Consider the following 23,950-nt stretch of genomic DNA (forward strand, 5'->3'; position numbering starts at 1 on the left):
CTAATTTTAAATCTAAATAAAAACAACGGGGGCAATTGATAAAAAGCTCTAATTTGGTTCATGATAATTTAATCATAAAATTGCATTAATCCTTAGTGTTGTTATTATACCACCAACACAGATTCTTTACTTTATCAATTAGTTAGTATATTATATTTTCATTATGCGACAAGAAAATATCTGCGAACAACAAGCATTATCCAGCACGCAATTATTAGATCAGAAACTAGGACTAGACAAAAATCAACGGTCTACTTTAGATGCTGTTGGTATTGAGGACCCCAGAGATTTTGCCCAGTATTTTAATTTAATGAGAAAAATAGATTTACCCTTTAAACATGCTTTGCCAAATTTTGATTTATTAGAAAAAGGGGTAACGACTCCTGAAGACGAACTCCATAACTGGGAAATTATAAAAAAAAGCTATGATAATTTTGATTGGCTGAGTATTGGTAAAGTACCCAGTTTAGAAGCATTATTCAAAGTTAAAAAAATGGTTGATCTATTTGATCGACTATTTCGCCAGTTTGTTCATGATCGCCAGACTAATCCAACGTTGGATATACCAGCAGAACTACATGGTTTATTATTGTTACTGAAAGTTGAAGCTGATAATCTGAACAAATGCCAAGCTTATATTGCTTACAAATTTTATGGTCTGTATCAAATTGATCCAGTGGCAGTACCCCCTGATGAATACTTTCGTAATCGTTAGTTCAGATACCAAATCCCCAGATTCAACAAAGAGGCGAAACTAACCCACAATAAATATGGCAACAGCAGATAGGCTGCTGTTTTTTGATATTGATAGAAATAATAAATAGTTATAACTATTGCTGCCCACAGCAATAAAATTTCACCGAAGGCCCACAATGGTTGTTGCCAACCAAAGAAAATAATAGACCAAAAAGCATTAAGAAGAAGCTGAATAAAAAAAGATAAATAAACCATTTTGTGCTTAGACCAACTTAATTTCTCTTGCCAAATAAGATAAAAAGCAATACCCATTAATAAATACAATACTGTCCAAACGGGTCCGAAAAGCCAATTGGGTGGATTAAAAAATGGTTTATTTAAAAACTGATACCATTGATCAATGGCTGATATTGTAAATCGTGAACCGACTAAGCCAGCTACCTGACAAATGAAGAGTGCAGTAAAAAGTTTAGTATATTTATTCATAAGATAATTATTATTTACCAAGAGCCACTTGATCCACCACCACCGCTGCCACCACCACCGAAACCACCGAATCCGCCACCACTGCGTCCGCCACCAAAACCGCCACCACCAAACAAGATACCACCGCCAGGACCTATTTTTTTATTAGACAAAACATAATCAATAATTAATCCTAAACCACCGATAATCAAAACACCGGCAATAGTGGCAATAATACTGCTCATTACCCAGCCGACAACCAAACCAACTCCGGCACCAATAACTCCTCCCAACCACCAAGATTTTGTTTTCGCCAATATTCTACTTAAAAAGATAAACATAAAAAAAATAAAAAACTTGATAACGTCCGCAAACACGTTAAAGCTATCTGACTCTACTCGTTCATTAATATTACTATTAGACGGTATCACCTCGCCACTCGTCGCTTTCATAATTTGCTCCATTGCCTGATCAATTCCCGTATAAAAATCATTCTTTTGAAAATTTGGTTTCAATTGCTCGTTAATAATCCAGCTTGATTGGGCGTCAGTCAGCGCCCCCTCCAGACCATAGCCAACTTCAATTCTCATCTGTCGATCATCAATAGCAATCAGTAACAATACTCCGTTATCAGCTCCCTGCTGCCCAATACCCCAAGCAGCAAAAAGCTGTGTCGCAAAATTCTCAATAGTATCGCCGGCTAGTGATTTTATTATTACTACAGCGATCTCGTGTTTTGATTGCTCACGAAAAGTACTCAGCTTATTTTCCAATGCGCTTTTTTGCTCAGTAGTCAAAATATCTGCGTAGTCATTAACTAAACCAGTGGGTTTTCCTAAATCTTCGTAGGCTAAAGAAATGGGTACGATAAAAATTAACCAAATCAATACCAGGCCAATTACTAATTGCCAACTTTTCAGTAAACGAATAGCTTTCATGTATTATTTATTAAACTCTACTTGCGGAGCATTTTCTGCGCCAGCCTGAGCGTCAAAATATTGACGAGTGGAGAAACCTAAAATACCAGCCACCCATTTAGTAGGAATAACTTTTATTTTAGCATTAAAAATTCGAACCTCATCATTATATCGTTGACGTTCAACGCTGATTCTATTTTCTGTTCCCTCTAATTGCGCCATCAAAGTTTGTACTGCTTCGGAGGTTTTTAAAACTGGATAATTTTCCATGACGACCAAGAGGCGGGCTAAAGAACTTTCTACTTCACCAGCGGCAATAGCCTTATCGGACTGAGTAACAGATCCAGCGTACTTAGACCGAGCATCAGCTAACTTAGTAAAGACTTCCTGCTCCTGAGTCATGACGCCCTGTACCGACGCTACAAGATTCGGAATTAAATCGAGACGACGTTGATATTGAGACTCTACTTGCGCCCACTTATTATCCACTGATTCGTTGAGCGTAACCAAACCATTGTAAGCAGAAACAAAATAGCTAGCGATTACTACCACGAGAATCACCAATACAATGATCGTTGTTTTTTTCATATTTGTTAATTAATATTTAAATTTCTTTGATAATTTTTATTAGCACTAGCAGCTAGCTCTAATGCAATATAATTCACCTGCAGCAAATCAGCCATTTTAATGATAGTCTGTTTGTTAGCTTGCTGCAAATAAACTCGAAGATCATCCTTGGTTTTTAGGATCATTGAATCAAAAGGTTTTTTCCGGGCCAGACATAATAATTGATCCAGGTTTTGATCAGTAACAAGATCACCAATTTTACCAACTAATTGCTCAAAGTTTGTGCAAGCCTCGTCTTTTCTGATTTCTTTTATTGTTGGTCGAGACATTTCCTTCATTACCATAAGCTTAATAATTACTTAAGTTGATTATAACAAAATAACAAAAGACCATCAATTATGACGGTCTTTTCGGAAATTAAGACGTAACACATATTTTGGGGCGTGTATTGAGAACCATTATTGGTATAGTTGGCCAACTACCACGCGCCAAGATTAAAAAAATATACCACTTGTTATTAAAGGGGCTTTGAGTTATCCAATACTCAGATTTTTCTTTCTCATTAGCTACTGTTTCAAACTGGATACTGCGAAACATATTAATTACTTGTACTGCCGTTAAATTATCAAAATTTTGACAGTTTAAGGTTACGGCTTTACGCATGATATCCTCACCAATCGGTCTAGCCCAAGTTCTATTAACCATATCCTGGATGCTTTGTGTGTGCATTAATGTCTCCTTCTCTTAATGTGCGATTATTAAACATACTAGAACAATCGGCGTTTTTTTGCAAATACCCAGCCGCGGTAAACGCGGCTAAGCTAATAATAATCAAATGCCACACTATCCTCTATCACTCAGTTGTTTTACCGTCAAACTCTGCTTCATTATTCATTGCTTCCTCTTTCGTTACCCGAATAATGCCATCCTGATGATGAGCGGGAGCATAAATAGTGTACAATTTTAAATCTTCGGTCGTAGAAACATTAATAATATTATGCTCGGCCCCAGCTGGCACAATAACGGCCGAACCGTCTTGAACATTGTATTCATTACCATCAATAATGCACTTACCACTACCTTTTTCAAAACGAAAAAATTGATCATTGTCGGCATGAATCTCCATGCCGATATCTTCGCCCGGTTTCAAACTCATCAATACTATCTGGCAATGCTGGGCGCTATAGAGTACCTGACGAAAATTTTTGTTAGCAATGGTATCTTTTTCAATATCAGCGACAAATCCTTTCATAAAATTGATATTAATATTTAACTAATTAAAAGTTTACAATTATTAAATGATAAAGTCAAAAAAAATAAACCCAAGTTTATTACTTGGGTTCAAAATTTTGTTTGGCAACTTGACCACCGCATTCATTAGCTGGAATTGCTTCCAGCCGAATATGTGTCTGAGCAAAACGAGCTGCTGCGCCAGAATCAACATAGTGCTGAAAAGCTTCAAAATGATTTGGCTCATGACCTACCTCTTCACCAGTAAACCACATATTCTCCGGTCCCAGAGCTTCCTGAATTTGTAGATCAAGATATTGACGAAAAGGTACAACTACTTTCTCTGACATTACTCACCTCCGAATCGATAAGTTATGAAATGATTAATTAATTATTAATGGTTAAAAAATATTTTATTTTTTTACTTTTTTATTAACCCGCAATAATTCCAAGTCAGCGGTAAATTTCTCGAGCATCTTTTGCATATGCTCAATAGTTTCTTCCGGCGTTTGCGCTTTTACTTTTTGAATTTCTTCCACGTCCTCGGAAATCTCTTCTACGTCCTTTTGTACCTCTTCCACATCCTCTTGAATCTCATTAATATCCTCTTCAACGTCTTGCAGGCTAGCGGTGTTACGATTGACAGTCATTTGAATAAAAATGGATAAATAAATGGCTTCCAAAGATACAATAGTTGTCAAAACTAACAAAACTTGATCCGTTTCCACACCTAAAATAATCAAAATAAATGACAAGGCAAATAGAATCGAATGGATAATCAAAGACGTGGTGGAACCAACCCAAGCGGTAACTTTTTCTGACAAACTTATTGATTTATGTTCTAATGCTTTTTTCATACCACTACATTATATGCTCTTAGGACGCGTTAATCAATAATAGTGATATAATAATATTACTATTACTAATTATTATTAAAGAACTATGCCTAAACTTCATAGCAAAATATATCGCATAATTATCTTTGTCGTTGGTGTTGTTTCCACTATTGCCTACCGATCGATTGTGGTCTTTAACCACTACAACCCCTTATTAGTGGAAATAACTTGGTATATCGGCACCATTGGTTTTGTCTGGTACTTTGCTCATCGCTGGTCTATTGAAAATAAAAGAGATGCTATTATTACTCAGCTAAATTTAACAGAAAAAATTCAACGCGGTTCGGTATTGAATCAAAATGAAAAAGATAACTTAATTTATGTACTCAGTGGCTTACAAACTAGTTTAGCTAAATGGAACTATATTGCTATTTTTGTTCTTTCGGGACTATCCGTAGTCTATGCAATTAGCTACCGTCTGATAAAATAATACCAAAAAAAACAGCCCCCAAAATGGGGGCTGAATAAATATTAACTATTATTTCTTTTTGCTGCTTTTCTTAGCCACTATTTTCTTAATAGCTTTTTTAACTATTTTGCCAGCTTTGGCCTTGTCCTCTTTTACTGCTTTAACTATTGCTTGAACTTCTTGCTCAACTTTAGCGACAACTTTTTCTTTTTTGACTGGTTCGTTTGGCAACTTGATGCTCAGAGCAGAAATAATTTTCTCTAATTTTCTATCTAACATTTGGAACTGCTCTTGCCAATTATTGTTACCGCTGCGATTGGAATCACCTCTACCAGAGTCACTTCTACCACCAGAACGACGATCATCACGTCCTTCTGATTTAAAACAGTCACTGCAATAAACTGGCTTATCGCTGGATGGTTTAAATGGCACTTCGCACTGTTTATGACATTTATCACAGGTTACTTCAAACATCTGTCTATCTCTGCTATCTCTACTGTCACGAAATGAGGAACGACGGTCGTCACCACGACCAGAAGGTCGGCGACTAAAATCATCATCTCTCTTAAAACAATCATTACAATAGACTGGCTTGTCGCCAGATGGACGAAAAGGAACTTCACAACTAACACCGCAGGCGGCGCAAGTTGCTTGGTGCATTGTGGCACGGCCAGAGTCCCTGCCAGAGTCCCTGCCGCCAAAACCACCATGACCATAATCTCTTTTACGGCCTAATTTGTTACTTTTATTAAACCCCATAATTGTATAATTAATGATAAACTAAACAGTAGTATAGTCTATTCTGCTAAAAATAGCTACTATTTGTATAATTAGCAACACAATGTAACACTTGGTAGTATTTAATTAATAATAATTTTATCTCCAATACTTGCTGAATTAATATATACTTTAACGAGTTTATTATATTATGGTAATTTGGCAATAGATCTTTAACAAAAATCCTTATGTACTCAAGTTAATCTCAACGCATTATGCTTAATTTGGTCGATTAAATAATCGATTAAGTTGGATTGTACGAGTTAATATAAGGTAAGAAAGGAGAAAAAAACATAGAACGCCAAGAGGTTAATCTTAACTCATCTAATACTGACGTGAAGAATGATGAGCAAAAAGTACAACCATTACCATTTATTCTTTGTTTTCTTGAAAAACGTGAGAATGCCACAAGCGGCACTACAAGTGGCACGTTTGGTGATATTGATTGTGCTGACAATAGTTAAAATAAGTAGGGGGACTACGGTTCTCCTACTATTAATAAAAAGGAGATTACAATGATTCTGGCTATTGGTAATTCTGGAGTTTATGAAGTAGATGCCTTCCGTTCAGTTTTTGATATCTTACAACAGAATGGACATAAAGCTATTCTGTTTAAACAGGATAAATGTCTAGATGGAGAGTTTTTTATCTTTGAGATAATAGATGGGATGGTAGTATATAAAGTTACCATTGATAGTATTGTCTATAATTTAAACGATTTCTCGGCTATTTGGTATATGAAACCACACCTACCTTTTGAATTGTTGAGGTTTGAACCAGCTGAATATCGTAGTTTTATTAATAATCAATTTAGGTCTATGCGTGTTGCTCTATGGTCTTTGTTTGGGGATAAGAAGTGGCTTGATGACCCATGGGCTATTGAAAAAGCAGAAAATAAAATTTTTCAACTTTCCGTGGCCACTCAAATTGGTTTTAAAGTTCCTGATACCATTATTACTTCTGATCCGGATAGGGTAAAAAGTTTTTACAATAAACATAATGGAAATATTATTGTAAAGTTACTTAACTCTGGACCAATGGTAGATAAAGTCATTTACACTAATAAAATTAGTGAATCTGATTTAGACCGTATAGATGCTTTTAAAACATCACCATCTATTTTTCAGAAATGTATCGATAAAGACTATGAAGTGAGAATAACAATCGTTGGAGACAAAATATTTGCAGCCAAAATATATTCTCAGGCGGATGTTGAAACAAGTGTGGATTGGCGCCGTCAACCTAAGCTTAATGATTTCAAAGTAAAAATGGAATCAATGGTTGTACCCATAAACATTGAGGTTATGTTGCGTAGGTACATGAAAGCTTTGAATTTAAGGTTTGGTTGCCTGGATATGATAGTTGATAAGTATGGCGATTATATATTTTTAGAGATTAATCCAAATGGTCAATGGTACTTCATGCAACTCCAAACTGAACATAATATATCTGCAGCTATTGCGGATTTACTGGTTTAGATTATAATTTAGAGGGAACCGCTTTAGCGAAGTACCTCTTTTTAATTAATTATTATATGCAAATAAACAAACTATTAGTTGCCCAAATTAAACAAATGTTTGATATAGATCAAGATGTTAGAATGCAAGCTATGGTGAATAGAAGTCTGAATGAACCATTAGTAAATTTTTGTTCTACAAAAAATAATAACATCAAAACTAAGATGGGATTTAGCATGGCTAATTTTCTAGTGTATTCTATAGATGCCATTCATAATGTTAAGTTGCATAGAATCATAAATGATTATGGCTACCCGAATACAAATTACTTGGGTAAAAGAGGGTTATATTATTTTTGGCTTCTTATTCAACATCAAGATGAGGATTTTAAATTACAAAATGATTGTTACAAGCATTGCGATTTTGCGCTAAAGGAAAAAGCTTTATTAACTGATAGAATTTTAATTAGACAGGGTAAAAAACAGATTTATGGCACACAGTTTTTTAGAGATAAAAAAACAGGTAACATGCGACTACGCCCCGTCGAAAATTATAAAATTGCTAATAATCTAAGAAAAAAATTGGAATAAAAACTACTATTGAGGATGATTTAAAAGTTTTGACGGAGCGGTCTAGAATAAAAAAGTAGATATAATATTTAGTTTTCTTATAGTTGAATATTTACGAGTATTTTTAGCATTTCAACAGGCAATATCTGACTCTATTTCTGAAAAAAAGTGATGACTTTTTTTATTTTGAGTAAGTTAGCATTTTCCATAGGGCTACTTTAGCACAAATGAGGGGTTTTATGAAGGGTAAAATAACCGATTTAATAATATTTATTTAAAAGTACCAACAAATACAAAAAACAGTCCAAGTAATGGGCTGTTTATTGTATTTAAATAAAATCTTATTTGAACTTTTGAAATTTCTTGGCTTTAGCATCCAATGTTTGTTGTTTAATCTCTAAACGCTTCTTAGTTTTATGAGATCGTGATTTTTGTGGTTTACCAGGGCCCGACCTTCTTTTTGACATATGATTGTTTCTATTTATTAATATCTCACTATATTAATACAATATACTATTTTAGACAAGGGGTTATTATGCCTTTTTTCTATCTAGCTTATCCAAACCAATCATTTTAACACCAAAATAAACCACTAATGACACTACCACGAAATCAATAAAAACAGTAATCAAGTCACCATACATAATCCTCGCACTACCAATACTGACGGCCGCATTTTTAAAACCATCAACAGCACCCAAGGGAATACTAATGATGGGATTAATAATATCAGTGACAAGAGCACTAACTAATTTAGAAACAGCGCCGCCTAAAATAAAACCAACAGCTAGGCCAATGACGCCTTGTTCGCGAATGAAATTAATAAATCCCTGCATAAAATTTAATTATATTTATAAATTAATCAAATACACAATGATAAAACAATTTTAACACTTCATAAACTATCAGTAAATAAAAAACTGACCCACGTTTAACTAATGAGTCAGTAAATCAATTATAATTCTAATTAGAGGTTAGAGATTAAAGCTAGCTTTAAAATCCTCCTCACCAAAAGGTAAGCGAATAAAATCAGGTTCTTTCAGATCACAAAATCCGCAACGGCGAATTATTTGACCTGACAAAGCGGCGTTGATTATGTCCTCCCAAGTCTTTAGTGGTGGACCGAAAACTGCAGATTGTGAAGCATTAGGAAAAGCTTCATATTCACCAACAAGCATATGCGTTGGTTTAAAATTTAAAAATTTCCCTAAAGCGTGCTCATGCGTTTCGACTATAGCCTCAGTAAAACCCAACTTCATTGCTAAGTTATTAGCGATTTCAAGTCCCCAAGCGGCGTTACCGGTAACGATCATAAATTTCATTATTATTTTTCCTTACTTTGTTTATTTTTGAATCAAGTTCTTAAGTTCTTCACCGGCTTGATGCCAATTTTTTTTATCCATCTTGAAAGGAATGATATGTGGACTATAGTTCTGATGGGTCGCCATCATGGCTATGACGTTTTTTGCATAGGCACAAAAGTGATGATTAATATCGGAGCAAACAGCAACGGGAATATTGTGAACCACTGCTTCTGCTATTACGGCTAGTCCATTTGGTTGGTCAGAAGTTTTATCCACCATAAGATCTTCGTTGGTTTCTGGAAAATGTAGATCAGTAATTATACCTTTCAGCGCTGATTGCAAAACCATCATTAATCTATGGGCATCAGCTAAAGTTCTTGCTATTGCCACCCGAAAACCAAGGCCATTTAGTTCACGCTTAGCAATTTCAATTTGTGCCAATTCGTTTTCAACAACTAGTATCAACATGTTAACCTCTTTGAATTATTGAATTATTAATTTACTATTGAATATAGTATAGTAGCAAATTAACTAATAATTGTCAATATTACAGAATAAAAAACTGACTATCGTTATGACAGCCAGCTGAGAATTAATAAACTTACCTTGGGAATACCACTGACAAAAGCCAGTAACCAAATACCCCAAGCATAGATAGAAAATCTGGTGAATAAATACTGAAAATTTTTAATTTTCCGTATTGCTAGCATAGCCCAAACTAAATGGCAAAACATAATCAGTAATGCAGTGTAGCCAGCGATGGAATGCAGAACCAAACGAAACTTTACTTGAGCTAAACAAAACATTAGAGAGGTACCAACTAAATCACAGAGGAATCCCAGGGTAAACACAACCACTAACCAAATTTCTAAATGTCCTATTTTTCTCTCATAAAAAATAGAAAAAGTATAAAGGATGAAAGCCAAGGAAATAAACACTAACGGTGAAATCATACTTCCTCCTTGATTTATTAATGTAATGAACGTTTATTCAGACTACTCGTTGCCTGCTACTTTGTCAAATTGGATCAATATAATACTGAGAAACTTAACCTGATATGATTTATGATAAATACACCTCTGCTATTGAATCTACGATACCATTCTTAATAGTTATCGAAAATACTGGCGATGCAATACCTGGTTCAGAAAGTCCGCTACGAATATACGCCTGGTCTTGATTAAATATTGTGTAAGTTAATTTTTTTAAAGTAGCTACATAAGTTTCCATAGATGCTTCGGTTTTATCAGTGAGCTTTATTTTGACACTTGAATCAACCCTGAAAGTTCGCAACTGCGGATTAGTATTGGTATAGAAACTCCCTTCGCCATCTTCTGACCAACCCGGACCTGGACTTAAATAATCAAAAGTAAAATAATACTCGCCGCACTTTTTTTCCCAATCAGTAATCAGAGTTGGTGATTGCTCAGCGATTACTTTTGCTTCAGCGGTTAGTTCATATTCAGCTCGACAACTTGAATCTTCACTCAATACTTCGGTGACTATAATTGTTACTGAATTTTCTTGGGCTTTCTCTAAAGAAAATATATAACCCTTGATGCTGACTTTTTTATTATTAACCGTTCCCAGACGAATCTCTTCAGTGAAGCTTTCATTCTTAACTTTCAACAAAGCTGAGACATCAATCAGCAAGAAACGAACGGTTGTCGTTTGACTGCATTTTCCTGTAAAGGGAATACAATCTAATAAATCAAGGTCTACTCTCTGAACCAATGGCTTACTATCAAGCCTGTGTATTTCCACGTATCTTTTCAGAAACGGAAACTCAGTTAAAAATGCCTCAGTGCGAGCACGTAATGAATCGTTCACAAAAAACCTCCTTGTGACATCCCGTCACAGTTTATGAATAGGTTCCACCTATTCTTGGTTATTATTATAAAAGTACACTCAGCAATTACTAAGTATACATGCATTAAAACTGAAATATATGTGTCAAGTTTTTCTCAACTTAATTCCCTAACTACAACGGGTCATTAAAATACCTCCCAACATACAATTCGGCTCCCGCTATTGAATGCGTTCAGAACTCTAAACTGGACTAATATAAAGAGTGAACTACAATTTAGTGGTATGTCAGAAATGTTTAATAATATGACATACTAAAGAACACTTTTCTCCTAGCAGAAATAATATATAAGGAAAAAATACTGGCTTATATGGTGGTAAATATATTTTTATGAACAATACCAAAACAGACTAAAGTCCTCTTAGTCTTATTTACCATACCTTACCACTCACTATATTTTATTGTTTTGTTATAACTTTTACTTCTGGATAATTAGACAATATATCACTAGGAAAAGGAGCATCGCTATTATTAAGATACTTATCAAAAAAAGATAAGATATAATTGTTATTTATCTGTTTCATTGTATTAGCATCTATTTTACCAGTCATGCCAATGAATTTAGTGCTTGGCATTATTATCTGATTATCATCAAAATTCATATGCTTACTACCTGAAATTGTAACCAAAAAAAGCTTGTTTTTGAATTGATTAATAATAAAATCATTTACTCCAGAAAACGGTTCACTATACATTGTCATGAAAGGTTGCTGAATTTCACCACTAATCACACCGCCCCACTGAAATCCATCCATATTAACACCAGCTTTGAAACGATTATCAGTTAAACAAACCTGACCAGCTACTGCCCCTCCCATTGAATGACCCAAAATTCCTAGACGAGATAAATCAAATTTATTATAAAAAATATTGTCTTGTTGTAAATTAAATTTTTCTATTTCATTAATCATAAATTGAATATCATCCGCTCGCACATGCAAAACGGTATTCATAAATACATCGCTATTCAATATTTGTTTGGCAATTTCTTTTTTTTCATTTTCATCAATACTTGTCCAAAATTTTTGCCAAAGCGGTGTAGTAGTCTTTTGACCTTGTTGATAATTTTTAAGATGTTCTTTACTAAATGGTATGATTTTACCATCAGAGGAAACTACAGATTGAGATTCATATGGCTGATTTAAAGCAAATACAATATAACCATGACTAGCTAACTCCTCCATCAATATTTGATAATCATCATAACTTGATAAAAAACCATTTGAAAATACAAGTACTGGATATACTGACTGTTGATTTGAAATTGGTATATCTAAGTATGAATTAGTTTTTATCAAATTATAATGTCCAAAAATAAAGTTAGGTGTTCCCCCAGATTCAATTGAACCAATCAGCGAGATATTTTTTCTATAAATCATTGGATTTCCTACGATTAAATTGACTGGATACCATATTCTAGACATAAATTCACGATGATCAGTTGAATCTTTGGTAAATACTTCAGGGCGATTTATGTCAGAAAAAGTCATAAATGTTGTTCCTACTGCATAGTTACCACTTGGCTTTGGTAAGTTCACCACGGGAAATAAATACAAAACAAAACCTGAAATTATTAAATATAATAAACCAAAAATAATAAGAATGTATCTTAATATTTTAAATTTTCATGACCCTATTTTGTTTATATGATCTTCTTTTAATATTTCAATTTTTATTCGTTTGATTCTAATTATACTTATTATACTAATAATGAATAAAATACTAGCTAAAATATATATTGGAATCATTTGCCACTGATATTTTACAAAAATTAGATGAATTACTATCAAGAATACCGTTAAGCCAGATAAAAAATTCATCCAATGTGGTCTTTTTATTCCCGAGAATAAAAATCCAATTAAGGATAGCGACAATGATGTGAAAATTAAAATTTTAAACATAAATTAAATGTAATTTTTTTTAAAGTATATATTGATAATACCACCACTTGAATAAATAAAAAAAACTGATCATATCAATGCTTTTTAAAAATGGCTCCGGGAGTAGGGCTCCCTGTTCCATAAAGGAACAGGGCAGGCTCTCTATATTAACACAAATATAATTTGGCTCTGGAGGAGGGACTTGAACCCCCAACTTCTGCGTTAACAGCGCAGCGTTCTACCAATTGAACTACTCCAGAATGTATTTATTTTTTATCCCGCTACTTCGATAGGCTCGAAGTAGGGTTATTATCGTCTCTCGGTATATATTTTTATATTGTTCGACGATAAAAAACCGGCCCTCGCAGGCCGGTATACTAATCAAAATACAAATTCGGCCTGCCTAACAGGAATTATTATTGTTATTATTATTGTTGCCGAAATATAGTTTCATAACTATTAAAAGGATAGCATAAAATACTACCTTGGTCAATGTGGATAATGTTTAACCTTGGCTAAAATAGTCTTCCGACGTTGCACCGCTCAAAAACTACTAGGCGTTCGAAAGGTTACTCCTCGCTTTTTTCCCACTTTTGCATAATTTTTCATATTTTAATTATAGTTTATTTATTAAAACAAAAAAAGTTCTACACTTGACTAAGTTATAATGGTAGTAATTGTAAAATTAATAAAACTAAAAAACACACTTGGACCGACTCAAATTCATTTTGAGGAGGTTAAGTGTGTTTTTATAAACATGGTACGCCGTGGGGGATTTGAACCCTCGACCATCTGCTTAAAAGGCAGTTGCTCTACCAGGCTGAGCTAACGGCGCATAAATAATAAAATGTGAAAATAACTTCTAAATAAATATATTATGCGCCAATCAATATCATTGCTCTACCAGTCCGCCCACAGGGCGGATAACGGCGCATGAATAATAAATTTTAATGACCCATTATTAGAGTTTAAATTAATCTAAAAAACACCAATAATTTAAATGCGAATAAATTATAAAGGTAAAGCAATTATTTGTCAACGTTTACCGCTAAACTGTGACTTAAGTAGTGGACAAAGTCTGTATAAAATCAATTGGTTAAGAACTCGTTTTTTTGCTAAAATAGTAGTGCTTTATTAAAACTTAAAAATATGGTTGATAATTTGAACAAAATACCGCCACAAAATATCGAAGCCGAACAATCCGTGCTAGGTGCTTTGCTAATAGATAAAGAAGCAATAAATAAAGTAGTTAATTTAATCGGCGAACAAGACTTCTATAAAGATAGCCATGGTTTTATTTATACGGCGATTTTAGACCTCTATGAAAAACACGAACCAATTGATTTGTTGTCTTTAGCTAATTTACTCACGGAAAAGAAACAAATTGACCTAATTGGTGGTAAGAGCTATTTGGCAACACTGGCCAATACAGTACCGACGGCCAGCAATATCGCTACCTATGCTAATATCGTTCAAAAGAAAGCCACCTTACGACGTCTAATCAAGGCAGCGTCGGAAATGTCTGCCAGCGCCTACAATGAAACCGATGAAGTGGATTCACTCTTAGATAATGCTGAACAAAAATTGTTTGGTATCTCACAAAAATTTTTAAAACAAGAATTTATACCAATTAGAAACGTCCTCCATGAAACATTTGAACGTATTGATGAACTGCACCGTGAGGCCGGTAAAATCAGAGGTATTCCCACGGGCTTTCCTGATCTAGATAATTTATTAGCTGGTTTACAAAAATCAGATTTAATTATTATTGCTGCTCGTCCGAGCGTTGGCAAAACATCATTAGCTCTGGATATTGCCCGACACGTAGCTACTCGAGAAAAGAAAAACGTCGGCATTTTTTCCTTAGAAATGAGCAAGGAACAATTGGTTGACCGTTTACTGTGCGCTGAAGCTAATGTTTCTCTCTGGAAAATGAGAACCGGCCGTCTATCAGAAAGACAGTCGGAAGATGACTTTCCCAAAATCGGTCAAGCAATGGGAATACTTTCCGAAGCCCCAATCTATATTGACGATAGTGCTTCTGCTAATATTATGGAAATTCGTACCAAAGCTCGTCGTCTAAAACTAGAATTTGGCTTAGACTTAATTATCGTTGACTATCTTCAATTAATGGAAGGACGGTCGTCACATGGCGATAATCGCGTCCAAGAAGTCGCCGAAATTACCCGGTCTTTAAAAGCTATCGCCCGCGAACTTAACATCCCGGTAATTGCCCTATCCCAGCTAGCTCGGGCAGTTGAACAATCCAAACCAGCCATACCAAAATTAGCCCACTTGCGGGAATCGGGTTCGATTGAACAAGACGCTGACGTCGTACTGTTTATTTATCGTAAAGCTGCTGATCGCAACTATTCTTTGGAGAGCCTAACGCTCGAGGAAAAAAATAAGACGGAAATCCACATTGCCAAACATCGCAATGGGCCAACTGGAGTCGTTGATCTATACTTTGACTTCAATTCGGTTAATTTCAAAAATTTAGCCAAGGAAAAGTATAATCTACCACCGACTTTTTAATTTTTAACTTATTTAACCATGAACTTACTATCCAAACTCGGTGACTTAAATCAATTGCGGCAACAAGCGCAAAATATGAAGTCGGTACTTGATAAGAAAATTATTACTATTGAAAATGACTCTCTCTATCTTAAAATAAATGGCCGGCAAGAAATATTGGAATTAAAATTAAAAGACGGCTTTGCTGAAAATAAAGAAAAAACCGAACGCGATTTAACTGCCGCTTGGCAACAAGCTAATGAAAAGATCCAATCCTTGATGTTTTCCAAATTTGGTGGCCTGCTGTAAAATTAGACTATGAGACATCTACCCAAAGCTATTCGTCAACTTATTGGTCAGTTTGAAAAACTACCAGGGCTGGGGCCCAAGACCAGTGAAAAATTAGTTTACTCACTACTTAGTCGTCCGAAAGAAGACTTGGAAACTTTTGCGCAAACACTGGTCCAAGCTAAAGAACAAATAATTGTTTGCCCGCTGTGCTTTAATTATGCCGACAGCATTCCTTGCTCTATCTGCCAAGACCCAAATCGTGAAAAAGATATTCTTTGTGTAGTTGCTGGCAGTCAAGATGTACAAGCTATCGAAAAGACCGATCAATACCACGGACTATATCATGTACTACAAGGACACATCGATCCCAACGAGGGCCGCCAACTCGGGCAGTTAAGAGTTAAGGAATTACAGGAACGGATCAAAAAAAACAGCGTCAAAGAAATTATCTTGGCATTAAACAATGATCTGCTAGGAGAAACAACATCTCTTTATCTTGTTAACTTATTGAAAAATTCACCACCAAAAATATCACGCCTAGCTAAAGGTTTGCCCAGCGGAAGTGAAATAGAATACGCCGATGACGTCACGCTGGGCTATGCTTTAAAAGATCGAAAAGAAATATAGAATCTTTCTCCAGTTAATTCTCAACAATAAATAAAAAAACGTCTCAGTGAACCGAGACATTTCTTATAATATTTTAGCTAACCTGAATTTCACTGTAATGTTGACGATGTCCGCGCTTTCTCATATACCTGGTTTTATTCTTATACTTGATCACGGTTACTTTTTTACTCTTTGCTTGCTTTAAGACTTTCCCCTTGATCGTTTTTTTCAGAGTTGGCTGACCGATCTCTACTTTCGTACCGTCCTCTTCCGCCCACAGCAACACTTCACTAAACTCACAATCATCGCCAATGGCATCAATAATTTTTTCAATTTTTATCTTCTGATCGGGGCTCACAATGTATTGCTTGCCACCAGTTTTAATTATAGCGATACTCATACTTTTAAAATTAGATAAACAACAAATAAGGCATCCATATTTTATCTTTTTTCTATTTATTTGTCAACCCCTATAAATTAAATACACCAAATAAAGCACATAAATAATAACAAGAGAACATCCTTGCCAGCGATCCAATTTTTTCTTACTACCAATAAACATAAAGGCAAATAACAATAAATTGGCCACTATTGCCATCATAATATCAATATTTGTTAAGGGGTTAAAGGGCAATTGTAGTATTGTTGACGATAATCCTAAAATCCAAAAAACATTAAAAATGTTTGATCCAACTATATTTCCTATGGCAAGATCATCGTGACCATGATAAATGGCAATCAGGGAAGTAACTAACTCTGGCAAAGACGTACCGATAGCTACGATAGTTAAACCAATTAGTGCTTCCGTAACTTGGGCTAACCGAGCCAAGATAATAGCTTGCTCAACAACTAACTTACCACCAAAAAATAAACCAATTAAACCAATAATTATAAAAATTAATGATATTTTTTTTGAATAAACTTTAATCCTACCTGACGAAATATACTCATCCTTGCTCATATTAAAAGTATAAATCAAAAAAATAAAAAACATGCTTAATAAAGAAAAACCATCTGTTCTCGTTAGTATATTAAAACTATTTCCATCAAAAAGCGCATCATTACCCATTGTAAAAACTAAAATTACTGCTAAAAGAGCAAAAGGAATTTCTTTCCATACCGTACTATTTTTAACTATTAACGGCCTAATTAAAGCTGCTAAACCACCAATTAATAAAATATTTGCTATATTACTACCAATAATATTGCCTACTGCGATATCAGCCGAACCCTCAACCACAGAAATTAGATTTACAATTAATTCTGGTGCCGATGTGCCAAAAGCGACAATGGTTAGACCAATAACAAGAGGTGATACTTTAAAGATGTGAGCAATCGAAGAAGAGCCCCGAACCAATAATTCCCCACCTATTACAAGTAAACCCAACCCTATTAGTAAAATTATTATACTAAACAGCATGTTTCTTATCTCTATTTATTAAATATAACGCTAACAAAATCATAATGACTAATTCCGTACTTATTATTAGTATTTTACCCTTAGTTTCAAAGAATATGGAGCTGATGCCAAAGATGGTGGTTAATGTATAAAATAAAAAAACCACTTGTCTTTGCGATAAGCCAATCCTCAATAAACGATGGTGCAGGTGTTTATCGTCGGCTTGAGCGAACGAATGCTTTTCCCAAAACAGACGGCGGATGATTATCCAGACAACATCTAAAATGGGTAAACCCATTACTAATAAAGCAGTCGCAATTTTACCACCACTAATAATAGATAAAACACCAAGCACAAAACCAATCAAAGTGCTGCCACCTTCGCCTAAAAATATTTTTGCTGGATAGAAATTCCACAACAAAAAACCAGCTAAAGCACCAGCACTGATTAATGATAGCAAAGAGGTTACCGAATAACTAATATCCCAAAATATAGAAACGACAAAAATAATAACACTACCAATCAAACCGATACCAGTAGCTAAACCGTCTAAACCGTCCAATAGTTTCGTCACATAAGTCATGGAGATCAACCAAATAAAAGAAAAAATATCCGACCAAACAGAAAAATAATATGGTACGCCCTGCCACCAAAATAATAGTATTTTCCATTGATCTAAATGGATCAAGCCACCCCAGGGGTTGCTGATAAATTTAATACCAATACCAGAGCTGATGACAACCAAACAAGCGAGTAGCGGAAAAAGTATTTGCCAGCGTGGTCGTAAATTATATTTATCATCTAAAAATCCACCGATCATCAGAATAAAAGCGGCTAGTAAAAAACCAACAATGTTTTTTATTTGCAGTGAGCCAAAATTAGCTAAATCAATAAAAAGAATAACACTAACTAATAAGGATAAAAAAATGCCCCAACCGCCCAGCAAGGGAATCGGTCGCTCGTGAACTTTACGCTCACCAGGACGATCAACAATTTGCCAACGGATTGCTAACCGATGAACAAGTTTCGTAAAAAGAAAACTTAAAGCAAAGGCCGTTACTGTCGGTAAAAAATAGAATAAAATAAAATTATTCATGGCGGTCAAAATAAGTTTGTAATATTTCCATGGCCGCTACGGCATCATCTTCTCGGAGATGACCTAATTTTTTGGCCGCTTTAGTAGTTAAACGCTCATCTACCTTTTCTACTAAATAATTTAAATTTTGCAACTGCTCAATAAATTTAGCCACCACCTCTGTCTGCGGTGTCATCTGACTCCGTAAATCTAACGGCCAACCAACAACTAATAACTCAACTTTTTCCTCGGCTACTAAGCTCTTAAATTTATCCCAAAAAGAAGCATTGTCGGCCCACGCTAATATTTGCCAGGGTATGGCTAATTTTAGACTGGTATCACCCAGAGCTAAACCCACTTTTTTACTGCCAAAATCAATGCCTAAGACCTTCATACGTGTTTTGTTATAACTATTGGCCCGCGATCAGTAATGGCTATTGTATGCTCAAAATGAGCTGCTAAACCATGATCAGCTGTTCTAATAGTCCAGCCATCATCTTCGTAATCGATTTCATAACTGCCAGTCACTACCATTGGCTCAATAGCCAGCACCATGCCTGGCTTTAATTTTTCCCCACGATTGGGCTGGCCAAAGTTAGGTACGGACGGCCACTCATGAACAGCATGACCAACGCCATGACCAACCAAGTCTCGTACTACAGCAAATCCTTTTTTTTCTACATAGCTCTGGATAGCATAACCAATATCGCCAAGCGTTTTATCCGGCCAACATTGGTCAATCGCTAATCTTAAAGATTCTTCAGTAACGCGTAATAATTTTTGAGCAATTGGGGAAATGCTACCAACGGGTACAGAAACTGCTGTGTCAGTATATAATCCATTCATTACCATACCAATATCCAAACCAACGATATCACCATCTTGTAATGGTTTACTATTAGGGATGCCGTGAACGATTTGATCGTTAACCGAAGTACATAGGGCAGCAGGAAATGGATCGGGTTCGCCAAACCCCTTAAAGCTTGGCCGACCACCGGCTTTCTTAATCAATCGCTCAGCCAATTCATTTAACTCAAAAGTTGTAATGCCCACCCGCGTGGCTTGGGCAACGAGCTGCAACACATTGGCGATAATCTGCCCAGAGCGTTGTAATTCCTTTATTTCAATAGCTGTTTTTATTCTACTCACAAAAAAATTTAATTATTAATAATATGCAAAACTTGTTTAATATTTTGCCAAACTTCATTAATGGCTGGATCACCATCAACTACTATCAACTTGCCACCGTTTTGATAATAATCAATCAACTGATCATTATTTTTATGAAAAATAGCGAGACGCTCGGCTATAGCTGCAGGTTGCGCATCGGGTCGCATCACTAATGGCGTTTGACAATGGTCACAAATATTTTCTTGTTGCGGCGGCTTAACAATGATATTAAATATTTCACCACAATTTGGACAGGTGCGTCTGGCTGCCATCCGACCAGCTACAATAGCATCCGAACATTTAATAAATAAAGCAATATCTAAATTAATGACAGTGGTTAAGTATTGAGCTTGGGCTAAGTCTCGTGGATAGCCATCAAGAATAAAACCTTTCTGCGCATCGTCCTGGGCTAATCTTTGTCGGACAATTTGATTAACAACTTCATCAGCAACTAACTGTCCGCGATACATGGATTCGCTAATTTTGACCCCCAATTCTGATTTTGCTAGCATCTCGTGGCGGAATATTTCCCCCGTAGAAATCCAAGGTATTTGCCAAGCATCGCGAATAAATTCAGCCATCGTGCCCTTGCCACTACCCGGAGCGCCAAAAATAACAATTTTTTTCATAATTTTCTTATTATTATTAACTACTATATTTTACCTTTTTTTCTCAAAAAATAAAAATTCATCCTGCCACAGCTGACAGCATGAACACCAGTAGTAATCGCCCTCACTACTATTTAAAACCTTCGTAATCACGCATGACTAGTTGTGACTGTATTTGTTTCATGGATTCAATAACCACAGAAACCACGATCAATAAACTAGTACCACCAATAACCATAGTAGTAACACCAGTCATAGATTGTACTAAAATAGGTAATAAAGCGACGAGACCTAAAAATAAAGAGCCAGCTAAAGTTATTCGATTGACGATGTTTTTAATATACTCTTCCGTATGGCGACCGGGTCTAATACCAGGAATAAAAGCGCCTTGTTTCTGTAAATTTTCCGCTAACTGCGCTGGATGAAAAACAATAAAAGTATAAAAATAAGTAAAGGCAACCACCAAGACAAAATATATAGCACCATAAAAAAACTGATTTTGGAAAACATCAATAACGAACTTAGCCGCACCAGCAAGCCATGCTGCTTGTGCTTTCACAAAAAATTGAGCAATCATCGGAGGAAATAAAACTATGGATATAGCAAAGATAATAGGAATAACACCAGCCATATTAACTCTTAATGGCAAATGGGTCGTACTGCCACCATAAACACGATTACCACGAATTTGCCGGGCATAATTAACTGGCACATTGCGCTGAGCTTCGGTGATTAAAACAATGACAATAATAGTAATAATGGCAATGGCCATAAATAATACTATATTTAATAACTGTGAGGGATCAAAAATAGCAATTGTTCTTTGCAAGGAACTGGGCAAACTAACGACGATCCCAGCAAAGATTAACAATGAAATTCCATTACCAACTTTACGTTCCGAAATCAACTCGCCAATCCACATGAGAAACATGGTACCGGCAGTAATAGTAAGAATAGAAATAATTAACTGCTGAGTTGATAAACTACCCAATATTTGAAACTGTGATTGTCTTTGAATTAAGGTGATATAACCATAGGCTTGCAAAACCGCCAGCGGTACTGTTAACCAACGAGTGTACTGATTAATTTTTTGTCTACCTTGCTCCCCTTCTTTAGACATTCTTTCCAATGCTGGCACAATCATAGTTAACAATTGTAAAACGATGGAGGCGGTAATGTAAGGTGCGATACCCAACATGACGACAGAAAAATTCTCCATACCACCACCAGAAAAAATATTTAGTAATCCGAGAATTTGATTAGACGAAAAAAAATCTTTCAACCCTGTCACATCAATACCCGGTATTGGTACGTGAGCAGCGGCACGAAAAATAATCAACATCGCCAAAACATATAACAGATCTTTCCTGATATCTTTAGCTTTCCATATTTGCGTTATTTTTTCCCAAATCATATGATCTAGATTTCTTTAACTTCTTCATTACTTTTAACAGTTTTTTCGATCTGACCACCGGCAGCTAAAATGGCTTTGGTAGCAGCGACTGACAAGTCATCTAACTTAACTACTAATTTTTTCTGTAGTGTTCCGTTAGCTAAAATCTTGACTCTCTTTTCACCCTTTTCTATTAATCCTTTTTTAGTCAGGGTGCGCAAACAAACCAATTCGCCTTCTTGAAAAAGCTTATTCAATATATCAAGATTAATAGTAGTAAACTTGCTGTTAATAGCCTTGAAACCTCGCTGCTTCGGTAATCGCAATAACATCTGGTGCAGACCTTTCATCTGCAAGCGATGAGAACCACCAGAACGAGCTTTTTGGCCTTTCATACCACGACCGGAATAGTTACCGCCGGAAGCATTACCGCGACCAACGCGTAATTTCTTCTTCTTGGCTTTATGATCTGCTGTTAAATTATGTAATCCCAATAATTCCATATGGACTATTCTTTATTATTAATATTTTTTTCAACTTCTTTTTTGGTCTCCGTCTTATGTTCTGGTCTATTCTTTAATATTTCTAAGGCTTTGAATGTTGCTTTAACATTATTAATCTTATTATTAGTACCAAAAATTTTACTGGAAATATTGTTGATACCGGATAACTCCAATACCATCCGCACGGCACCACCAGCAATAATACCAGTACCACCGGGCGCGGGCCGTAATAAGACTTTGGCGGCTTTATACTTAACTAGAACTTGATGAGGAATAGTACCTTCAATAATATTAATTTTAATCAGTCTTTTACGAGCATGAGCTGCTGCTTTAGCAACGGCTAATGTTACATCGGCGCCCTTAGCCAAACCAAAACCAATATTACCACGATGGTCACCAATCACCACGCAAGCTCGAAAGCGCATTCTTTTGCCACCAGCCATAACTCTAGTTACACGAGCTAAATCAACAATACGCTGATCAAAATCATCGCGTTCACGGTCTGGTCTTTTAGTAAATCTTTTTTTTGTGGGTTTGTCTACCATAAATTTCTTGGATAATTAAAATTGGATACCTTGTTTTCTTAAACTATCAGCAAAAATTTTAATACGACCATGGTACAAATAATGTCTTTTATCGAAAACAATAGCAGTAATATTCTTTTTCTGTAATTCAGCAGCCAGGCGTACCGCAAACTCCTCGGCTCTTGCGGTTTTAGTTCCCTTTAATTTCATTTTCTGTTCTGTCAAACCAACCAATGTTTTACCGATCTGATCATCAATCACTTGTGCTGATAAATAACGCAAGCTACGATTAACAGCTAATCTTGGACGCACAGCAGTGCCGTGGATCTTGGTTCGAATTCTAATCTGACGACGGATACGATTAGCATTAATTTTAGCAGTTTGTTTAGTCATAATTATTTTTCACCTCCCTTGGCTACTTTGCCAGCTTTACGTCTTACTACTTCATCACTATATTTGATTCCCTTGCCTTTATAAGGCTCAGGCTTTTTCATAGCTCTAATTTTAGCAGCAACTTGGCCGACTAATTCTTTATTAATACCTTTAATAGTGATCACGTTTTTTTCCGTACTGATTTCAATGCCAGTTGGTGGCAAATACTCCACTGGATGAGAAAAACCAATATTTAACAGTAGTTTCCCGCCATTCATGGCTGCTTTAAAACCAACGCCATTAATTTCCAATTGTTTTTGATAACCAACAGTAACACCGATCACAGCATTTTTCAGTAAACTGGCGTAAGTGCCCCACAATGATAGTTGGAATTTATCCGTTGGATCATCAACGGCCACTGTAGCTTCTTGGTTGGCAATATTAATAGTTACCCTCTTAAC

The 23,950-nt window shown here is 35.5% G+C and carries 33 protein-coding genes and 2 tRNA genes; 7 read left to right on the top strand and 28 right to left on the bottom strand.

All coding sequences use genetic code 11. From position 1 onward, the window contains the following. The first annotated feature begins 163 nt into the window (after positions 1-163). Positions 164-715 (top strand): hypothetical protein, encoded by a 552-nt coding sequence (locus COX77_01045; GenBank protein ID PIZ99557.1) that lies wholly within the window; start codon positions 164-166, stop codon positions 713-715. Here COX77_01045 and COX77_01050 read toward each other — a convergent pair. The 8 genes from COX77_01050 to COX77_01085 form a co-directional block, all read right to left on the bottom strand. Beyond that, positions 712-1,182 carry a TspO protein gene (locus COX77_01050; GenBank protein PIZ99558.1) on the bottom strand — a complete coding sequence of 157 codons (471 nt, stop codon included), beginning with the start codon at positions 1,180-1,182 and terminating at the stop codon, positions 712-714. The genes COX77_01045 and COX77_01050 overlap by 4 nt on opposite strands. Before the next feature lie 14 nt (positions 1,183-1,196). After that, a complete protein-coding gene (locus COX77_01055; protein PIZ99559.1) occupies positions 1,197-2,099 on the bottom strand; it encodes a hypothetical protein in 903 nt (300 codons plus the stop codon). Between the two features lie 3 nt (positions 2,100-2,102). After that, positions 2,103-2,666 carry a LemA family protein gene (locus COX77_01060; GenBank protein ID PIZ99560.1) on the bottom strand — a complete coding sequence of 188 codons (564 nt, stop codon included), beginning with the start codon at positions 2,664-2,666 and terminating at the stop codon, positions 2,103-2,105. Between the two features lie 5 nt (positions 2,667-2,671). Next, positions 2,672-2,983, bottom strand: coding sequence for a hypothetical protein (locus tag COX77_01065; protein PIZ99561.1), 312 nt, complete (start codon positions 2,981-2,983; stop codon positions 2,672-2,674). Between the two features lie 79 nt (positions 2,984-3,062). Beyond that, positions 3,063-3,374, bottom strand: a complete 312-nt coding sequence (locus tag COX77_01070) for a hypothetical protein (GenBank protein ID PIZ99562.1) — start codon at positions 3,372-3,374, stop codon at positions 3,063-3,065. Between the two features lie 124 nt (positions 3,375-3,498). Then, entirely contained in the window at positions 3,499-3,897 is a 399-nt protein-coding gene (locus COX77_01075; protein PIZ99563.1) for a cupin domain-containing protein, read from the bottom strand. A 79-nt stretch (positions 3,898-3,976) separates the two neighbouring features. Beyond that, positions 3,977-4,225, bottom strand: a complete 249-nt coding sequence (locus COX77_01080; protein PIZ99564.1) for a hypothetical protein — start codon at positions 4,223-4,225, stop codon at positions 3,977-3,979. A gap of 63 nt (positions 4,226-4,288) precedes the next feature. Further along, a complete protein-coding gene (locus COX77_01085; protein PIZ99565.1) occupies positions 4,289-4,732 on the bottom strand; it encodes a hypothetical protein in 444 nt (147 codons plus the stop codon). Positions 4,733-4,817: 85 nt separating this feature from the next. Between COX77_01085 and COX77_01090 the strand changes: the two genes are divergently transcribed. Continuing rightward, on the top strand, positions 4,818-5,201 hold the full coding sequence (locus tag COX77_01090) for a hypothetical protein (GenBank protein PIZ99566.1): 384 nt from the start codon (positions 4,818-4,820) through the stop codon (positions 5,199-5,201). 48 nt (positions 5,202-5,249) lie between these two features. Here the strand turns inward: COX77_01090 and COX77_01095 are convergent, their stop codons facing one another. Then, entirely contained in the window at positions 5,250-5,939 is a 690-nt protein-coding gene (locus tag COX77_01095) for a hypothetical protein (GenBank protein PIZ99567.1), read from the bottom strand. A gap of 533 nt (positions 5,940-6,472) precedes the next feature. Here COX77_01095 and COX77_01100 point away from each other — a divergent pair. Both COX77_01100 and COX77_01105 read left to right on the top strand, forming a co-directional pair. After that, positions 6,473-7,435 (top strand): hypothetical protein, encoded by a 963-nt coding sequence (locus COX77_01100; GenBank protein ID PIZ99568.1) that lies wholly within the window; start codon positions 6,473-6,475, stop codon positions 7,433-7,435. A gap of 56 nt (positions 7,436-7,491) precedes the next feature. Further along, entirely contained in the window at positions 7,492-8,004 is a 513-nt protein-coding gene (locus COX77_01105) for a hypothetical protein (GenBank protein ID PIZ99569.1), read from the top strand. Positions 8,005-8,516: 512 nt separating this feature from the next. Here the strand turns inward: COX77_01105 and COX77_01110 are convergent. From COX77_01110 to COX77_01145, 8 genes are all read right to left on the bottom strand, one after another. Beyond that, positions 8,517-8,819, bottom strand: coding sequence for a large conductance mechanosensitive channel protein MscL (locus COX77_01110; protein PIZ99570.1), 303 nt, complete (start codon positions 8,817-8,819; stop codon positions 8,517-8,519). Positions 8,820-8,957: 138 nt separating this feature from the next. Then, a complete protein-coding gene (locus tag COX77_01115) occupies positions 8,958-9,305 on the bottom strand; it encodes a hypothetical protein (GenBank protein ID PIZ99571.1) in 348 nt (115 codons plus the stop codon). Positions 9,306-9,326: 21 nt separating this feature from the next. Further along, complete coding sequence (locus COX77_01120) at positions 9,327-9,755, bottom strand: hypothetical protein (protein ID PIZ99572.1); 429 nt, start codon at positions 9,753-9,755, stop codon at positions 9,327-9,329. Between the two features lie 104 nt (positions 9,756-9,859). Then, positions 9,860-10,240 (bottom strand): TIGR03987 family protein, encoded by a 381-nt coding sequence (locus tag COX77_01125; protein ID PIZ99573.1) that lies wholly within the window; start codon positions 10,238-10,240, stop codon positions 9,860-9,862. A 109-nt stretch (positions 10,241-10,349) separates the two neighbouring features. After that, the gene (locus COX77_01130) at positions 10,350-10,940 is read right to left on the bottom strand and encodes a hypothetical protein (protein PIZ99574.1); all 591 of its coding nucleotides are present in this window, start codon (positions 10,938-10,940) and stop codon (positions 10,350-10,352) included. 612 nt (positions 10,941-11,552) lie between these two features. Beyond that, complete coding sequence (locus tag COX77_01135; GenBank protein PIZ99575.1) at positions 11,553-12,770, bottom strand: hypothetical protein; 1,218 nt, start codon at positions 12,768-12,770, stop codon at positions 11,553-11,555. A gap of 448 nt (positions 12,771-13,218) precedes the next feature. Then, positions 13,219-13,294: transfer RNA gene (locus tag COX77_01140), tRNA-Asn, on the bottom strand. Positions 13,295-13,792: 498 nt separating this feature from the next. Next, positions 13,793-13,869: transfer RNA gene (locus COX77_01145), tRNA-Lys, on the bottom strand. Between the two features lie 314 nt (positions 13,870-14,183). Here COX77_01145 and dnaB point away from each other — a divergent pair. The 3 genes from dnaB to COX77_01160 are packed head-to-tail and all read left to right on the top strand — an operon-like array spanning position 14,184 to position 16,466. Further along, positions 14,184-15,569 (top strand): replicative DNA helicase, encoded by a 1,386-nt coding sequence (gene dnaB, locus COX77_01150; GenBank protein ID PIZ99576.1) that lies wholly within the window; start codon positions 14,184-14,186, stop codon positions 15,567-15,569. Between the two features lie 18 nt (positions 15,570-15,587). After that, positions 15,588-15,857: a hypothetical protein gene (locus COX77_01155; GenBank protein ID PIZ99577.1), complete on the top strand. Its 270-nt coding sequence runs from the start codon at positions 15,588-15,590 to the stop codon at positions 15,855-15,857. Between the two features lie 9 nt (positions 15,858-15,866). After that, positions 15,867-16,466 carry a recombination protein RecR gene (locus tag COX77_01160; protein ID PIZ99578.1) on the top strand — a complete coding sequence of 200 codons (600 nt, stop codon included), beginning with the start codon at positions 15,867-15,869 and terminating at the stop codon, positions 16,464-16,466. A 73-nt stretch (positions 16,467-16,539) separates the two neighbouring features. Here the strand turns inward: COX77_01160 and rplU are convergent, their stop codons facing one another. From rplU to rplF, 11 genes are all read right to left on the bottom strand, one after another. Beyond that, positions 16,540-16,845: a 50S ribosomal protein L21 gene (rplU, locus tag COX77_01165; protein ID PIZ99579.1), complete on the bottom strand. Its 306-nt coding sequence runs from the start codon at positions 16,843-16,845 to the stop codon at positions 16,540-16,542. Positions 16,846-16,908: 63 nt separating this feature from the next. Next, positions 16,909-17,865 (bottom strand): sodium:proton exchanger, encoded by a 957-nt coding sequence (locus COX77_01170; protein PIZ99580.1) that lies wholly within the window; start codon positions 17,863-17,865, stop codon positions 16,909-16,911. Then, positions 17,855-18,940, bottom strand: a complete 1,086-nt coding sequence (locus tag COX77_01175) for a hypothetical protein (protein ID PIZ99581.1) — start codon at positions 18,938-18,940, stop codon at positions 17,855-17,857. The genes COX77_01170 and COX77_01175 overlap by 11 nt, the downstream gene beginning before the upstream one ends. Further along, positions 18,933-19,313, bottom strand: coding sequence for a Holliday junction resolvase RuvX (locus COX77_01180; protein PIZ99582.1), 381 nt, complete (start codon positions 19,311-19,313; stop codon positions 18,933-18,935). Before COX77_01180 ends, COX77_01175 begins: the two co-directional genes overlap by 8 nt. Beyond that, positions 19,310-20,068 carry a type I methionyl aminopeptidase gene (gene map / locus COX77_01185; protein PIZ99583.1) on the bottom strand — a complete coding sequence of 253 codons (759 nt, stop codon included), beginning with the start codon at positions 20,066-20,068 and terminating at the stop codon, positions 19,310-19,312. The genes COX77_01180 and map overlap by 4 nt, the downstream gene beginning before the upstream one ends. An 8-nt stretch (positions 20,069-20,076) precedes the next feature. Then, complete coding sequence (locus tag COX77_01190) at positions 20,077-20,718, bottom strand: adenylate kinase (GenBank protein ID PIZ99584.1); 642 nt, start codon at positions 20,716-20,718, stop codon at positions 20,077-20,079. 109 nt (positions 20,719-20,827) lie between these two features. Further along, on the bottom strand, positions 20,828-22,111 hold the full coding sequence (locus COX77_01195) for a preprotein translocase subunit SecY (GenBank protein ID PIZ99585.1): 1,284 nt from the start codon (positions 22,109-22,111) through the stop codon (positions 20,828-20,830). 5 nt (positions 22,112-22,116) lie between these two features. Beyond that, positions 22,117-22,593, bottom strand: a complete 477-nt coding sequence (locus COX77_01200) for a 50S ribosomal protein L15 (GenBank protein ID PIZ99586.1) — start codon at positions 22,591-22,593, stop codon at positions 22,117-22,119. A 5-nt stretch (positions 22,594-22,598) separates the two neighbouring features. Next, positions 22,599-23,138: a 30S ribosomal protein S5 gene (gene rpsE, locus COX77_01205; GenBank protein ID PIZ99587.1), complete on the bottom strand. Its 540-nt coding sequence runs from the start codon at positions 23,136-23,138 to the stop codon at positions 22,599-22,601. A 15-nt stretch (positions 23,139-23,153) separates the two neighbouring features. Continuing rightward, positions 23,154-23,510 (bottom strand): 50S ribosomal protein L18, encoded by a 357-nt coding sequence (locus COX77_01210; GenBank protein PIZ99588.1) that lies wholly within the window; start codon positions 23,508-23,510, stop codon positions 23,154-23,156. Between the two features lie 2 nt (positions 23,511-23,512). Next, positions 23,513-23,950: 50S ribosomal protein L6 (gene rplF / locus COX77_01215; protein ID PIZ99589.1), on the bottom strand; the 438-nt coding region annotated here is incomplete at its 5' end.

The organism is Candidatus Komeilibacteria bacterium CG_4_10_14_0_2_um_filter_37_10 (assembly GCA_002793075.1).
In the GTDB taxonomy this organism is placed as follows: domain Bacteria; phylum Patescibacteriota; class Patescibacteriia; order UBA1558; family UBA1558; genus UM-FILTER-37-10.

Coding starts and splice junctions, on each gene's coding strand:
- COX77_01115 (PIZ99571.1), bottom strand. CDS start 9,305: ATGAAATTTATGATCGTTACCGGTAACGCCGCTTGGGGACTTGAAATC.
- COX77_01120 (PIZ99572.1), bottom strand. CDS start 9,755: ATGTTGATACTAGTTGTTGAAAACGAATTGGCACAAATTGAAATTGCT.
- COX77_01200 (PIZ99586.1), bottom strand. CDS start 22,593: ATGGAATTATTGGGATTACATAATTTAACAGCAGATCATAAAGCCAAG.
- COX77_01085 (PIZ99565.1), bottom strand. CDS start 4,732: ATGAAAAAAGCATTAGAACATAAATCAATAAGTTTGTCAGAAAAAGTT.
- COX77_01180 (PIZ99582.1), bottom strand. CDS start 19,313: ATGAAGGTCTTAGGCATTGATTTTGGCAGTAAAAAAGTGGGTTTAGCT.
- COX77_01065 (PIZ99561.1), bottom strand. CDS start 2,983: ATGAAGGAAATGTCTCGACCAACAATAAAAGAAATCAGAAAAGACGAG.
- COX77_01190 (PIZ99584.1), bottom strand. CDS start 20,718: ATGAAAAAAATTGTTATTTTTGGCGCTCCGGGTAGTGGCAAGGGCACG.
- COX77_01070 (PIZ99562.1), bottom strand. CDS start 3,374: ATGCACACACAAAGCATCCAGGATATGGTTAATAGAACTTGGGCTAGA.
- COX77_01095 (PIZ99567.1), bottom strand. CDS start 5,939: ATGGGGTTTAATAAAAGTAACAAATTAGGCCGTAAAAGAGATTATGGT.
- rpsE (PIZ99587.1), bottom strand. CDS start 23,138: ATGGTAGACAAACCCACAAAAAAAAGATTTACTAAAAGACCAGACCGT.
- COX77_01080 (PIZ99564.1), bottom strand. CDS start 4,225: ATGTCAGAGAAAGTAGTTGTACCTTTTCGTCAATATCTTGATCTACAA.
- COX77_01125 (PIZ99573.1), bottom strand. CDS start 10,240: ATGATTTCACCGTTAGTGTTTATTTCCTTGGCTTTCATCCTTTATACT.
- COX77_01210 (PIZ99588.1), bottom strand. CDS start 23,510: ATGACTAAACAAACTGCTAAAATTAATGCTAATCGTATCCGTCGTCAG.
- COX77_01060 (PIZ99560.1), bottom strand. CDS start 2,666: ATGAAAAAAACAACGATCATTGTATTGGTGATTCTCGTGGTAGTAATC.
- COX77_01045 (PIZ99557.1), top strand. CDS start 164: ATGCGACAAGAAAATATCTGCGAACAACAAGCATTATCCAGCACGCAA.
- COX77_01195 (PIZ99585.1), bottom strand. CDS start 22,111: ATGATTTGGGAAAAAATAACGCAAATATGGAAAGCTAAAGATATCAGG.
- COX77_01050 (PIZ99558.1), bottom strand. CDS start 1,182: ATGAATAAATATACTAAACTTTTTACTGCACTCTTCATTTGTCAGGTA.
- COX77_01155 (PIZ99577.1), top strand. CDS start 15,588: ATGAACTTACTATCCAAACTCGGTGACTTAAATCAATTGCGGCAACAA.
- COX77_01110 (PIZ99570.1), bottom strand. CDS start 8,819: ATGCAGGGATTTATTAATTTCATTCGCGAACAAGGCGTCATTGGCCTA.
- COX77_01075 (PIZ99563.1), bottom strand. CDS start 3,897: ATGAAAGGATTTGTCGCTGATATTGAAAAAGATACCATTGCTAACAAA.
- rplU (PIZ99579.1), bottom strand. CDS start 16,845: ATGAGTATCGCTATAATTAAAACTGGTGGCAAGCAATACATTGTGAGC.
- dnaB (PIZ99576.1), top strand. CDS start 14,184: ATGGTTGATAATTTGAACAAAATACCGCCACAAAATATCGAAGCCGAA.
- COX77_01055 (PIZ99559.1), bottom strand. CDS start 2,099: ATGAAAGCTATTCGTTTACTGAAAAGTTGGCAATTAGTAATTGGCCTG.
- COX77_01105 (PIZ99569.1), top strand. CDS start 7,492: ATGCAAATAAACAAACTATTAGTTGCCCAAATTAAACAAATGTTTGAT.
- COX77_01100 (PIZ99568.1), top strand. CDS start 6,473: ATGATTCTGGCTATTGGTAATTCTGGAGTTTATGAAGTAGATGCCTTC.
- COX77_01090 (PIZ99566.1), top strand. CDS start 4,818: ATGCCTAAACTTCATAGCAAAATATATCGCATAATTATCTTTGTCGTT.
- COX77_01170 (PIZ99580.1), bottom strand. CDS start 17,865: ATGCTGTTTAGTATAATAATTTTACTAATAGGGTTGGGTTTACTTGTA.
- COX77_01175 (PIZ99581.1), bottom strand. CDS start 18,940: ATGAATAATTTTATTTTATTCTATTTTTTACCGACAGTAACGGCCTTT.
- COX77_01160 (PIZ99578.1), top strand. CDS start 15,867: ATGAGACATCTACCCAAAGCTATTCGTCAACTTATTGGTCAGTTTGAA.